Below are 12,628 nucleotides of genomic sequence, written 5' to 3'. Positions count from 1 at the left end.
GCGGGCGGGACGGTGCCGCGGGCCGGGGGCGGGGGCGCGGTGACGGCCGCGGGAGGCCCTGGCGGTTACCGCGGCCCGTCAGTCGTTGTCCAAGCCGGCCGGGCCGTCCAGGCCGTCCAGGAAGGGCTCTATGGCTGCCCGCCATGCCTCCGGCTGGTCGTAGTGGACGAGGTGGCCGGCGTCGGCCACCTCGGCGTACTGGCCGCGGGGCAGGACGCGGACCATCTCCTGGGCCTCGGCGCGGCCCAGTTCACCGTCGAGGCCGCGGACCACCAGGGCGGGGCACCTGACCTGGGTGAGTTCCTCCCAGTGGGCGTCGTAGACCCAGGTCTCGCGGGAGGACAGCATCTGGTCGGGCTCGAAGACGGGGCGCCAGCCGTCGGGGGACTCGGCCATCACCTCGGCGTAGAACTCGCCGCGCGCCGGGTTGGGCCGCTCCACCCAGGGGTCGTCCTCGCCGAACCACTTGCGTACGTCGGCGAGCGTGGCGAAGGGGACGGGCCAGGCCTTGAACCACTCGCCCCACTCCCGCTGCGAGGCGGCGCCGAGCGCGGAGGCCCGCATGTCGCAGATGATCACCCCACGGACCAGATCGGGCCGCCGCGCGGCGAGCTGCCAGGCGGTGAGGGCGCCCATGGCATGGCCGATCAGGACGGTCGGGGCCAGACCGAGCTGTTCGAGGGCGGCCTCGGCGTCCTCGACGTACGCGTCACGGGTGAAAGCGGCCCGAGGGGGCTTGTCGCTCTGGCCGTGACCGCGCTGGTCGAGCGCGACGGCGCGGTAGCGCTCGGAGAGCCAGCGGGCGGTGGACGCCCAGTGCGAGGCTCGGCCCATCAGGCCGTGGAGTAACAGCACCCCCGGTGATCGTTTCTCCGGAGCTTCCGGGTGGTCCCTCGCCGGATCCGCCGGATCCGCCGGGTCGGTCTTGGGAGGGTCACCGAACTCCCAGGCCGCAAGACGTACGCCGCCCGCCCCGGTCACGTCGATGCGCCGCGCCATTGGCACCCCCCTAGCTCCGCCCGGACCGCCCGCTCCCGCTCGGGCCGCCCTGTGAACCGTGTCCTGACTGCCGTGCCTGTCCTGTCTGTCGTTGCTCGCCGTACATCTCTCCAGCGCACGCCTCGTGCGTCCCGTCACTCGCAGATTATCGAATGCGCATTCGAAGATGGGCCCTCGGAACGACAACACCCCTCGTTCGAGTGACCTCGCTCAAGGAATGATCGCCGCCGCCGAGGGGAGATCTTCAGCGGGAGGCGGACCGCTCGGGGAAATCGGTCCGAGGGGAATGACCCTGAGAGCTCGGGGCTCCGGGTCAGCACAGGGGAGGACCGGCCCCGGCACCGAAAGGTGCCGGGGCCATCCATACGCCTACGGCACATCCGCCCGCCCCCCTCAGGTCATATGCCCCACGCGACAGCCTCGCACGGGAAGCGTCGAAGCGCTGCGATTCCGCACACTGAATCTTGGTGTCGACGGCCCCCGGGAAGAGGCTCAGGAACGCCACAACTGCCCCACAGGACCCGGGAGTTGAACCCCCTGGCGACCGTCAGCGCTTGGCCACGAACACATGCGAGGCAACATCCGACTCCAGCTCCGCGGCCTCGCCGCCGCTGCCCACCAGCACCCCGCCCGCCGACTCCGTCACGCTCACCACCGAACCGGGCTGCACACCCGCCCGACGCAGCGTGTACATCAGCTGCGCGTCCGTCTGGATCGGCTCGCCGATACGCCGTACGACGACCGTCTTGCCGTCGAGACCCGGGTCCAGCTCGGCCAGCGACACCATGCCCTCGTCCAGGAACGGATCGGCACCGTCCTTCTCGCCCAGCTCCTCCAGACCCGGGATCGGATTGCCGTACGGCGACTCGGTGGGGTGACGCAGCAGCTCCAGCACCCGGCGCTCCACCGCCTCACTCATCACATGCTCCCAGCGACACGCCTCCGCGTGGACCTGCTCCCACTCCAGACCGATCACGTCGACCAGCAGACACTCCGCGAGCCGGTGCTTGCGCATCACGCGCGTGGCCAGCCGCCGGCCCTCGTCCGTCAGCTCCAGATGCCGGTCACTGGCGACCGACACCAGCCCGTCCCGCTCCATCCTCGCCACGGTCTGGCTGACCGTCGGCCCGCTCTGGTCGAGCCGCTCGGCGATCCGGGCGCGCATGGGGACCACACCTTCCTCCTCCAGCTCGAGGATGGTGCGGAGATACATCTCCGTGGTGTCGATCAGTCCGGACATACGTGCCCCTTGATGAGATTGCCGGAAGCACGACAGCTTCCCGGCGCGTGCGCTGGCCCTGGCACCAATTCTGCCGGATACCACTGACAAGCGTGCCGCGCCGTTGAAACCAAGCGGTTACGACCAGGCGTGCGGCCGTATTGACATCCCACTGGTCCAGACCGCACGGTGATCCGCGACACGGCGACGAAGGGTTGGACGACGCATGGGCGAGACGGGCTCCGAGAGCGCTGACGGCAAGCTGTCCGGGCAGTTCTTCGACGCCGCCATCGAGCTGCTGCAACGAGTCCGGGACGAGGAGGCCGAGTCCGTCGCGACGGCCGGCGAGCTGCTCGCCGACACCGTCGCCGCCGGTGGCCGCCTCTTCGCCTTCGGTGCCGGGCACTCCTCGCTCGCCGCGCAGGACCTCGTCTACCGGGCCGGCGGACTCGCCCTCATGAACCTGCTGACCGTCCCGGGAGTCGTGGGCGTCGACGTCATGCCGGCCACCCTCGGCTCCGCCCTGGAACGCGTCGACGGCCTCGCGAGCGCGGTCCTGAACTGCTCGCCCCTCCGCGCGGGCGACGCCCTCGTGATCATCTCCCTCTCCGGCCGCAACGCCCTCCCCGTGGAAATGGCCCTGACCGCGCGCTCCCTCGGCGTGAAGGTCATCGGCGTCACGTCGGTCGCCTATACGACGCAGACGCAGCCCCGCCACAGCTCCGGCACCTTCCTCAAGGACCACTGCGACGTCGTCCTCGACTCCAAGATCGCCGTCGGCGACGCGGAACTCTCCCTGGACACCATCCCGGCCCCCTTCGCCCCCGCCTCCACGGTCGTGACCTCGGCGCTGCTCCAGGCGGTGATGGCGACGGCGGCCGGAGCGCTGGCGGAACGGGGGATCGAGCCGCCGCTGCTGCGGTCGGGGAACGTGGACGGCGGGCTGGAGTGGAATGAGCGGGTGTTCGAGGAGTACGGGGACCGGATCTTCTACCGGCAATAGTCAGAACGCAGACGACCCGCGAGCTCTGGTCCCTCTGCCTTGCGGCGAGGGAGCCGGCCGGACGTACCGGCGAGCTCGCGGGTCGGGTGACTGCGTTGAATTGGCCGGCTGCGTGCATCTCGTACACGCGGGTCCGGCACCGCACTCAGTGGGTGACGGGCGCTAGCCCGCAGCCACCTCGCTAGTCCGGGTTTCATTCATGTACCCGATCACCTCCCTTCGGCGTGAACCACACACTAGGAAGGGTTCCGGCGCCGATCAACTGGTTTTTCGGGATGCCGACTCTTAAGGCTCCAGGCGGGTGCTGTAGCCGTATCCGTCGCCCCGCTGCAACAGCTTCAGATTCCAGTGGGAAACGTTGATACGGCCTTCGGGCATCGCCATGCTGTGCTGTCCCCTTGCACGGACGGAGATGCGGCCGGTCCAGGCGCCTGCCCACTTGCCCGTCGGGACATCGGCCCGTACGAGATCGCCGGTCACGTACCCGAAGTGCTGTTTGGCACGGGCTCGGCGGAGCCGCGGAAATCCGAAGCGGTCCGGAGTTGTGCGGGCGTACGACCCGCGTCCTGTCGCTCTGACGACGAGCACCTGCCCGGGATACCGCACGATGGCGTCGCCGCTCTCATGGTCCAGACGCCCGACGGACAGCGCGTCCAAGGTGTGCGTCTTCGGCAGCCCCATGGCACTTCGGTTCCACTTCGTACGACCGCCTGACCAGGCGTGAACAGGCCTGCCGAGGTCGCTGAGTCTCCCCGTGAGCTGCCATCGGGTCGCGTTCATGGCGGCGGCGTCCTGGAGTGGCGTTCTGAGCTGACGGACGATCTTCGCAAGCCGGTCGGGCTGGTCGGCGAGGAAGATCTCGACGGGGGTGTTGTTCTTGGCCTGGTTGCAGGGGGCGCAGGCGAGGACGAGGTTGGAGATGCGGTTGGAGCCGCCTCGGCTGCGAGGTCTGAGGTGGTCGATGTTCAGGGGTACGCCGGTGGCATCACAGTAGGCGCAGGCGTTGTTCCACTTTGCGCGTAGGTAGGCGCGGGCTTCGGTTCCGGCGAGTGTGCCCTGTTGGTATTCGCTTGCGGTGAGGGCTCTTCCCTCACCGATGGCGTGGGTGTCGAACGCTACGCGTTCGATGTGGATCTCGGTGACGGGTGCGTAGCGGCAGAGGCGGGCGGCCTGGGAGTAGGTGGTGTCGACACGGTGGCGCAGGGAGGGTGGTAGCCAGCCTGTGGGGCGAGTTCGGTTGTTTGAGCGGGGTTTTCGGTAGCGGCAGTTGGCGGAGCGTCGGCGGTGTCGGTAGCCGGCTCGCTGTTGCATGGATCTGTGGATCTGGTCGCCGCGGTGCTGGAGTTCAACCGCTACGAGGCCGCGTCTGACGGTGACGACCGTGCCTTGCTCATCGACTTCTTTCTTCTCGTCGGTGAGGGCGAGACCGGTGCCTTTGGAACCGGGATCGATGCGTAACTGGACGCCGTCGACTTCGGATTCCGCGCGTGTCCGGTCCTTCAGCCGGATGGTGAAGGGCACTTGTCGAGCGACGACAGCCCTCCCCTTGCCCAGGAGTTCGCGGACCCGAGCCGGATGGCAGGGCATGAGGGGGTCCCCCTCCTTGGACAGCACGAAGACCCTGCTCGCGCCGATGCCGCCCGCGTATGGCGGGTTGTGCGGGGAAGCCTCACCGCTTCCGTTCTCTGCCGCCTCCGCTGCCGTGGCAGCGTTCTTGGCGTGACGCCGACGGGGCCTGGTGCCGCGCCCGTCGGTCTCCCCTCGCCCATGTTCCCGGCCGGTGCCTCGCGCGGTGGCGGGGTGTCCGTGAGCCGTTTCGTCCCTGCTCCCGGGGGTGTCTGCTCTCACGGATTCCGGAGCAGGCTGCTGAGGAAGCACAGCCTGGTGGGTCTGCTCGCCTGCGGGGAACGTAGTCATCGGGGCACCTCCCTGATCTTGCGGATCGCGATGACTGGGGCTGGTCACTCGACAACCGTGCGGTTGGGGAGCGAGTGACCTCCCCTCTTCGGTGCGCCTGCAACGTTAGTGATCAAGTGCCAGCCGATCGGTTGAATCACCAGAAGGCACTCATCAGTGCGAAAGATCCCAAACAGCCGAACGCGTAGTCGATCCACCTGCTAGGGGATCTCGTCAAGCCGACCTGTCCGCCAGGAGGGTCTGACAACGATTAGCGTTCCGTGCATGACAAAGCGACGAGCGATCATGAGCGGCTCCTCCTTCGAGGAACGCATCGGGTATGCGCGCGCCGTGGTCGACGGGGACTGGGTGCACGTGTCCGGGACGACCGGGTTCGACTATGCCGCGATGACGATCTCGGACGACGTGGTGGAGCAGGCCGAGCAGTGTCTGCGGAACATCGGGGCTGCGCTGGCCGAGGCGGAGTGCAGCTTCGCGGACGTGGTGCGGGTGCGCTACTTGCTGCCCGACCGGGAGGACTTCGAGCCCTGCTGGCCGGTCCTGCGCCGCCACTTCGGCGATGTCCGGCCGGCCGCCACGATGTTCGTGTGCGGCCTCGCCGACCCTCGGATGAAGATCGAGATAGAGGTGGACGCGCGGAGGGGAAGTGGTGACCGTGTCTGATCTGCGGATCGAGCCCGTCGTCGGGGACGGCATGCTCGAGCAGTGGCGGTATGTGCACAACGCGATCGTTCCGCCGGCTGCCATGAGTGCCGAAGGGGCACGCGAGCGTGCCGGGCGGTATCGGCTGGAGAACGCGTATCTCGGGGACACGCTCGTGGGCTGCTCGACCGTGCGGCCCCCACACGGAGACGACTCCGTGGCGACCGTCATCGCGCGCGTGCTGCCCGATTACCGGAGGCGGGGTTTCGGGACGGCTCTGTACGAGAAGGGTCTTGATCATGCGCGTGTGCTCGGCGCCCGGGTGATCGAGACATGTGTGCTGGCCGTCAATGGGGACGGAGTGCGGTTCGCGCTGGCGCGCGGGTTCGTCGAGGTCGACCGGTATGTGCTGGACGGCGAGAGCGACGAGTGGATCGACCTGCGGCTGGAGCCGGACCGGAGAGCTGTTTAAGGGGATTCGGAGCGTTTCCGGCGTACAACGATTCCTTCAATCTTGCGGGAATCTGGTGTGTGCTGCGTCACGTTCGAGTTGAATGATTGTTAGTGAGTGAAGCAGCCGGCAGGGGGTCCAGGTGAGTGCTTCCCGGCGTAGTGGGACCACCGACGAGCTGGGTCCGGACGGGCCCGGGCCGGACGGTCCGGAGGGATCGGACGGCGGCTCGGACCTGCTCGCCGCGCTCCTCGACGGGATGGACGCGGCACTGTGTGCCTTCGACGCGGACGGTGTCGTCACCCATTGGAATCGTGAGGCCGAGCGGATCCTCGGCTGGACCGCGGCCGAGGCCGTGGGGCGGCACGGGTTCGCCGGGTGGGCGGTACGGCGCGCGGACGCCGAAGAGGTCGAGGCGCGGCTGATGTCCGCCATGCAGGCCCTCGGGCGGCAGGTGCACGAGTTCGCGCTGCTGACCAAGGACGGCGGCCGGGTGCTCGTACGCACCCAGTCCGCGGCCGTACGCGGGCCCGACGGGAAGCCGGCCGGGGTGTACTGCGCCTTCAGCGAGGTGCACACGCAGATCGACCTGGAGCGGTCGATCGCGCTGAGCGAGGCGCTGTTCGAGGACGCCTCGTGGGGTGTCGTGCTCGTCGACGCCGATCTTCGGCCGGCCGTGGTCAACGCGCATGCGGCCCGGTCGCTGGGCATCGGGCGTACGTCCGTGCTGGGGCGGCCCCTGGGGGAGCTCCTCGCGCAGGGCGTGGAGGAGCTGGAGAGCGCGCTCACCCATGTGCTGGCCGAGGGCGCGCCACCGGCGCCGGCCGAGATCTGGGTGGGGGTGCGGACACCGGACGGCGAGAAGCGGCGCTGCTGGCGCTGCGGGTTCGTGCGGCTGGCCTCGCCGCTCGCGGAGGAGCCGGTGCCGTTGGGTGTCGGCTGGCTGTTCCAGGACGTCACCGAGGCCAAGCAGAGCGAGCAGGAGGCCTCGCTGCTGCGGTTCCGGACGAATCAGCTGCACCGGGCGGCCCGGGCGGCCGCGGAGTGCGAGGATCCGGTCGAGGCTGCCGTCGTACATCTGGACTTCGCCCTTGCCGGGTTCGCCGACCACGCGCTGATCGACCGGGTGTCCGGGGGCGCCGTGGCCGACGGCGAGGAGACGGATCCGGTCCGTCTGGTACGGGTCGCCGCGACGCCGTCGGGGGCACCTGGGCCGAGTCTGCAGGCGTCGGGCAAGGCCGGGTTGCCCGTGCGGTACGGGGAGGGGCATCCGGCGCTGCAGTGCGTGGACCGGGTGGGTTCGGTGCGGGCGAGTGTGGGGTCGGTGTCGGGCGAGCGGGCCCGTGAGTGGGCCCTGGCCCGGCAGTGGCCTCCGGATGTGGTGCACGCGTTGTGCGCGGTGCTGCGGAGCCGGGGGCGGACGCTCGGAGTCGTGACGTTCCTGCGGGGGTCCGGGAGGGGACAGTTCGAGCGGGGCGACGCGGTGTACGCGGAGGACGTGGCGGTCCGGATCGCCGCGGCGCTGGATCTGGGCGGGGTGGTGGGGCGGGCGTAGGGCTGCGTCGAGCCGCTCCTTCAGGGGCTCAGCCGCTCCACCCGCCAGCTGCCGTCCGCCTCCGCCACGTACCGCAGTCGGTCGTGGAGCCGGTTCTCGCGGCCCTGCCAGAACTCGATCTGGTCCGGTGCCACTCGGAAGCCGCCCCAGTTCGGGGGGACCGGGACCTGTTCGCCCTCGGGGTAGCGGGCGGCCAGTTCGGCGTATGCGGTGTCGACCTGCTCGCGCGCGTCGATCACCGAGGACTGGGCGCTGGCCCAGGCGCCGAGCTGGGAGCCGTGGGGGCGGGTGCGGAAGTAGGCGGCGGTCTCGTCGCGGCCGGTGCGGCGGGCGAGGCCGGTGACGATGACCTGGCGGCCCATGGGGTGCCAGGGGAAGAGCAGGCAGACGTACGGGTTCTGTGCGAGGTCCCGCGCCTTGCGGGAGTCGTAGTTCGTGTAGAAGACGAAGCCCTGTTCGTCGAACTGCTTGAGGAGCACCGTGCGGGAGCTGGGGCGGCCCTCGGCGTCGGCGGTGGAGACGACCATGGCGTTCGGTTCGAAGAGGTGTGCCTCGGTGGCCGCCTGCTTGAACCAGCGCGCGAACTGTTCGACGGGGGTGGCGGCCAGGTCGGTCTCGGCGAGACCCACGGTGCGGTACTGCTGGCGCATGGAGGCGGGGTCCGGGGCGGCGGCGTCTGCTGCGTCGGTCACGCGGTCATCTTGCCGTACGGATGGCTCGCCCACCGATGGTGGCACTGAGTGCCGCAGAGACTCCCCAAAGGTGGCACTCGGGGATATCGTGAAGTCATCCGTCGTACACATCATGAGGAGCCGCCTGATGTCCGACTTCGACCCCGGTTTTGTCCCTGGCCTCGAGGGGGTCATCGCGTTCGAGACGGAGATCGCCGAACCGGACAAGGAGGGCGGCGCGCTGCGGTACCGGGGCGTCGACATCGAGGATCTGGTCGGCCATGTCTCGTTCGGCAACGTGTGGGGGCTGCTGGTCGACGGCGCCTTCAATCCCGGTCTGCCGCCCGCCGAGCCGTTCCCGATCCCGGTGCACTCCGGGGACATCCGCGTGGACGTACAGTCGGCGCTCGCCATGCTCGCGCCGGTGTGGGGCCTCAAGCCGCTGCTCGACATCGATGCCGGGCAGGCGCGTGCCGACCTCGCCCGGGCCGCCGTGATGGCCCTCTCGTACGTCGCCCAGTCCGCGCGCGGGCAGGGGCTGCCGATGGTGCCGCAGCGGGAGATCGACAAGGCGCAGTCCGTCGTCGAGCGGTTCATGATCCGCTGGCGGGGGGAGCCGGATCCCAAGCATGTGGCCGCCGTGGACGCCTACTGGACGTCGGCGGCGGAGCACGGGATGAACGCGTCCACGTTCACCGCGCGCGTGATCGCCTCCACGGGGGCCGATGTCGCCGCCGCGCTCTCCGGGGCCGTGGGTGCCATGTCCGGGCCGCTGCACGGCGGGGCGCCCTCCCGGGTGCTCGGGATGATCGAGGAGATCGAGCGGACCGGGGACGCCGAGGCGTACGTGAAGCAGGCGCTGGACCGGGGTGAGCGGCTGATGGGGTTCGGGCACCGGGTGTACCGGGCCGAGGATCCCCGCGCGCGTGTGCTGCGTCGTACCGCGCGGGAGTTGGGGGCGCCGCGGTTCGAGATCGCGGAGGCGCTGGAGAAGGCGGCGCTGGCGGAGCTGCATGCGCGGCGGCCGGACCGGGTGCTGGCCACGAACGTGGAGTTCTGGGCGGCCATCATGCTCGACTTCGCGGAGGTGCCGGCGCACATGTTCACGTCGATGTTCACGTGTGCGCGTACGGCGGGGTGGTCGGCGCACATTCTCGAGCAGAAGCGGACGGGGCGGCTGGTGCGGCCTTCGGCGCGGTATGTGGGGCCCTCGGCGCGGGATCCCCGGGACATCGAGGGGTACGGCGGCATCGCCGACTAGGCCAGCGCCTCGTTCAGCAGTACCGCCCACTGCGCGACCACACGGTCGCGTCTGGCCGCGTCGTCCGTGAGGAGGTTGGCCAGGCCCAGGCCTCTTGCCATGTCCAGGAGGCCCTGGACGGTTTCGCGGACTCCCGGGCGTGACTCGTCCGCGCCCAGCAGGTCCACCGCGATCCGATGGGTCTCCCGGCCTACGCGCGCCTCCAGTTCGGTGACCTGAGGGCGCAGTTGTTCCTCGTTGGAGGCGGCGACCCAGAGGTGGAGGGCGGCGCGGAACAGCGGGCCGGTGTAGAGGTCCACGAGGGCTGAGATCACCGCGCGGCGGTCTTCCGCCGCGCCCTGCGGGAACAGGGCGCGCAGGGCCGTGGAGCGCTCCTCCGCCACGTATTCGACCGCCGCCGTGAAGAGGTCCTCCCGCGTCGGGAAGTGGTGCTGGGCGGCGCCTCGGGAGACGCCGGCGCGTTCGGCGACGACGGTGACGGTGGAGCCGGCCCAGCCGTGTTCGGCGAGGCAGGCCACGGCGGCTTCGAGGAGGCGCTGCCGGGTGGCCCGGCTGCGGTCCTGCTTGGGCACGCGTTCGGCGCGGTCGCCGATCGTGGTCACTCCACCCATGAGGGATCCCGTCGTTCCAGGAAGGCTGTCATGCCCTCGCGCGCGTGCGGTGAGGCGAACAGCCGTGCCGAGAGCGCGGTCAGGTGGGCCGCGTCCCGGTCGAAGGTCTCCAGCACCTTAGCCGTGAGCAGCCGTTTCGTCTCGGTCAGGGCCTCGGGGGCGGCCCGGCGCAGACCGTCCAGGATCGGTTCGAGTACGGCGTCCACGTCGTCGCCCGCCGTCGTCACCAGGCCGATACGGGCCGCCTCGGCGGCATCGAAGCGCTCGCCGGTGAGGTAGTGGCGGGCCAGGGCGCGGGGGTCGGTGCGGGGCAGCAGCGTCAGCGAGATGACCGCGGGGGCGACCCCGATCCGTACCTCGGTGAAGGCGAACGTCGACTCCGTGGACGCGGCCGCGATGTCGCAGGCGGCGAGGAGGCCGAGGCCGCCCGCGCGGACGTGGCCGGTGACGCGTGCGACGACCGGCTTGCCTAGCTCCACGATCTGCCGCAGGAGCCCGACCAGGGCGTCCGGGTCCGGGGGGTCCTTGAGATCGGCGCCCGCCGAGAAGGTGTTGCCGGTGTGGGTGAGGACGATCGCGCGCGCGGCGTCCTCCTTGGCGCAGTCCGCCAGGCAGGAGGCCAGCTCCCCCACCAGCGCCGCCGACAGGGCGTTGCGGTTGTGCGGGGAGTCGAGGGTGAGGGTTTCGATGCCACGCGCGCGCGTGCGGCCGATCAGTGTCATGCGCGCTCCCTGAGCTGTCGTCGGAGAATCTTGCCGGAGGCGGCCCGGGGCACTCCGGCGAGGAAGGTGACCTGGCGAACGCGTTTGTAGGGGGCGACGCGCTCGGCGACGTACATCATGACCTCGCCCTCGGAGAGGACGGCGGCGGCCGGCTGGCGGACGACGAAGGCGTGCGGGACCTCGTTGCCGTCGTCGTTGTAGACGCCGATGACGGCCGCGTCGGCGATGCCGGGGTGGGTGAGCAGGAGGGCCTCCAGTTCGGCGGGGGCCACCTGGAAGCCCTTGTACTTGATCAGCTCCTTGACCCGGTCGACGACGAACAGCCAGCCGTGGGCGTCGACATGGCCGACGTCGCCGGTGTGCAGCCAGCCGTCGGGGTCGATCATCGCGGCGGTGTCGTCGGGGCGGCCGAGGTAGCCCTTCATGACCTGCGGGCCGCGGATCAGGACCTCGCCGGGCTCGCCGACGTCGAGGTCCTTGTCGGGGTCGTCGAGGGAGACGATGCGCATCTCGGTGCCGGCGATGAGCTTGCCGACCGTCCCGGGGGGTGCCTCGCGCATGGCGGACAGGGGGACGACGTGGGTGCCGGGCGAGAGTTCCGTCATGCCGTACGCCTGGCCGACGGGCGGGAGGCCGAGCCGGGCCGAACAGGCGGCGGCGAGCCGGGCGTCCAGGGGGGCGGCGGCGCTGACGATGTAGCGCAGGGAGGACAGGTCGTAGTGCTCGACCAGCGGGTGTTTGGCGAGGGCGAGGACGATCGGCGGGGCCACGTACAGGCCGGTGATGCGGTGGTTCTGGATCGCCGCGAGGAAGGTCTCCAGGTCGAAGCGGGGCAGGACGACGACACAGGCGCCGAGGCGCAGGGGTGCGTTCATGAGGGCCGTGAGGCCGTAGATGTGGAAGAAGGGCAGGACCGCGAGGATGCGGTCCTGGGGGCCCGCCGCCATCAGCGGTTCGAGCTGCGCGAGGTTGGTGGCGATCTGCCGGTGGGTGAGCATCACACCCTTGGGGGTGCCGGTGGTGCCCGAGGAGTACGGCAGTGCCGCCACGTCCGTCACCGGGTCGATGGCGAGGTCCGGCTCGGGGGCCGTCGAGGACAGCATGTCGATCAGGGAGCGATGACCGGGCGCGCTGTCGCAGACGAAGATCTCCCTTACCCCGCCCGCGAGTCCGGCGGCCCGACGTGCCGTCTCCAGGAGGGGGGAGACGGTGACGATCCATCGGGCCGCGGAGTCACTGAGCTGCTTGGCGAACTCCTCGGGCGTGGAGAGCGGGTGCACGGTCGTGACGGAGGCACCCGCGCGCGTGGCGGCGTAGAACGCGGCCGGGAAGGCGATCGTGTTGGGGCTGTGCAGCGCGAGCACGTCCCCCTTGGCGACGCCCGCCTCCACGAGACCGGCGGCGACCCGGCGGTGGAACCGGTCGAGCTGTCCGTAGGTGAGGGTGGCCCCGTCGGTCCCGTCGATCAGGGCGGGCGCGTCACCGAACTCGGCGGCCCGGGCGAGGACCGCGTCGTGGATGGGGAGTTCGACGGGCGGGACGTCTGCGTACTCGCTGCGGAACACGGTTCCTCCAAG

The 12,628-nt window shown here is 70.4% G+C and carries 12 protein-coding genes; 5 read left to right on the top strand and 7 right to left on the bottom strand.

Annotated elements, in window-relative coordinates:
- Positions 1-78: 78 nt before the first annotated feature.
- A complete protein-coding gene (locus OG841_RS26130; protein ID WP_328639272.1) occupies positions 79-999 on the bottom strand; it encodes an alpha/beta fold hydrolase in 921 nt (306 codons plus the stop codon).
- Positions 1,000-1,546: 547 nt separating this feature from the next.
- Positions 1,547-2,239, bottom strand: coding sequence for a metal-dependent transcriptional regulator (locus OG841_RS26125; RefSeq protein WP_057608532.1), 693 nt, complete (start codon positions 2,237-2,239; stop codon positions 1,547-1,549).
- 205 nt (positions 2,240-2,444) lie between these two features.
- Between OG841_RS26125 and OG841_RS26120 the strand changes: the two genes are divergently transcribed.
- Positions 2,445-3,221: an SIS domain-containing protein gene (locus OG841_RS26120; RefSeq protein WP_328639273.1), complete on the top strand. Its 777-nt coding sequence runs from the start codon at positions 2,445-2,447 to the stop codon at positions 3,219-3,221.
- Between the two features lie 285 nt (positions 3,222-3,506).
- Here the strand turns inward: OG841_RS26120 and iscB are convergent, their stop codons facing one another.
- A complete protein-coding gene (gene iscB / locus OG841_RS26115) occupies positions 3,507-4,808 on the bottom strand; it encodes an RNA-guided endonuclease IscB (RefSeq protein WP_371566940.1) in 1,302 nt (433 codons plus the stop codon).
- Between the two features lie 594 nt (positions 4,809-5,402).
- On the opposite strand from iscB, the gene OG841_RS26110 reads away from it, so the two are divergent.
- The 3 genes from OG841_RS26110 (at position 5,403) to OG841_RS26100 (ending at position 7,786) form a co-directional block, all read left to right on the top strand.
- On the top strand, positions 5,403-5,801 hold the full coding sequence (locus tag OG841_RS26110; protein WP_328639275.1) for a RidA family protein: 399 nt from the start codon (positions 5,403-5,405) through the stop codon (positions 5,799-5,801).
- Positions 5,788-6,252 (top strand): GNAT family N-acetyltransferase, encoded by a 465-nt coding sequence (locus tag OG841_RS26105; RefSeq protein WP_328639276.1) that lies wholly within the window; start codon positions 5,788-5,790, stop codon positions 6,250-6,252. Before OG841_RS26110 ends, OG841_RS26105 begins: the two co-directional genes overlap by 14 nt.
- Before the next feature lie 121 nt (positions 6,253-6,373).
- The gene (locus tag OG841_RS26100) at positions 6,374-7,786 is read left to right on the top strand and encodes a PAS domain-containing protein (RefSeq protein WP_328639277.1); all 1,413 of its coding nucleotides are present in this window, start codon (positions 6,374-6,376) and stop codon (positions 7,784-7,786) included.
- Between the two features lie 20 nt (positions 7,787-7,806).
- Here the strand turns inward: OG841_RS26100 and pdxH are convergent, their stop codons facing one another.
- Positions 7,807-8,478, bottom strand: coding sequence for a pyridoxamine 5'-phosphate oxidase (gene pdxH / locus OG841_RS26095; RefSeq protein WP_328639278.1), 672 nt, complete (start codon positions 8,476-8,478; stop codon positions 7,807-7,809).
- A 127-nt stretch (positions 8,479-8,605) separates the two neighbouring features.
- Here pdxH and OG841_RS26090 point away from each other — a divergent pair, with 127 nt between their 5' ends.
- The gene (locus OG841_RS26090; protein WP_326667271.1) at positions 8,606-9,718 is read left to right on the top strand and encodes a citrate synthase 2; all 1,113 of its coding nucleotides are present in this window, start codon (positions 8,606-8,608) and stop codon (positions 9,716-9,718) included.
- Here the strand turns inward: OG841_RS26090 and OG841_RS26085 are convergent.
- The 3 genes from OG841_RS26085 to OG841_RS26075 are packed head-to-tail and all read right to left on the bottom strand — an operon-like array spanning position 9,715 to position 12,616.
- Positions 9,715-10,329 carry a TetR/AcrR family transcriptional regulator gene (locus OG841_RS26085; protein WP_266563291.1) on the bottom strand — a complete coding sequence of 205 codons (615 nt, stop codon included), beginning with the start codon at positions 10,327-10,329 and terminating at the stop codon, positions 9,715-9,717. The genes OG841_RS26090 and OG841_RS26085 overlap by 4 nt on opposite strands.
- Positions 10,317-11,051 carry an enoyl-CoA hydratase family protein gene (locus OG841_RS26080; RefSeq protein WP_371566939.1) on the bottom strand — a complete coding sequence of 245 codons (735 nt, stop codon included), beginning with the start codon at positions 11,049-11,051 and terminating at the stop codon, positions 10,317-10,319. Before OG841_RS26080 ends, OG841_RS26085 begins: the two co-directional genes overlap by 13 nt.
- Positions 11,048-12,616: a 4-coumarate--CoA ligase family protein gene (locus tag OG841_RS26075; RefSeq protein WP_371566938.1), complete on the bottom strand. Its 1,569-nt coding sequence runs from the start codon at positions 12,614-12,616 to the stop codon at positions 11,048-11,050. The genes OG841_RS26080 and OG841_RS26075 overlap by 4 nt, the downstream gene beginning before the upstream one ends.
- Between the last annotated feature and the right edge of the window lie 12 nt (positions 12,617-12,628).

Source organism: Streptomyces canus, assembly GCF_041435015.1.
Classification (GTDB): domain Bacteria; phylum Actinomycetota; class Actinomycetes; order Streptomycetales; family Streptomycetaceae; genus Streptomyces; species Streptomyces canus_G.
The sequence above is the reverse complement of the archived record's forward strand: the minus strand, read 5'-3'. Positions and strand labels throughout refer to the sequence as shown.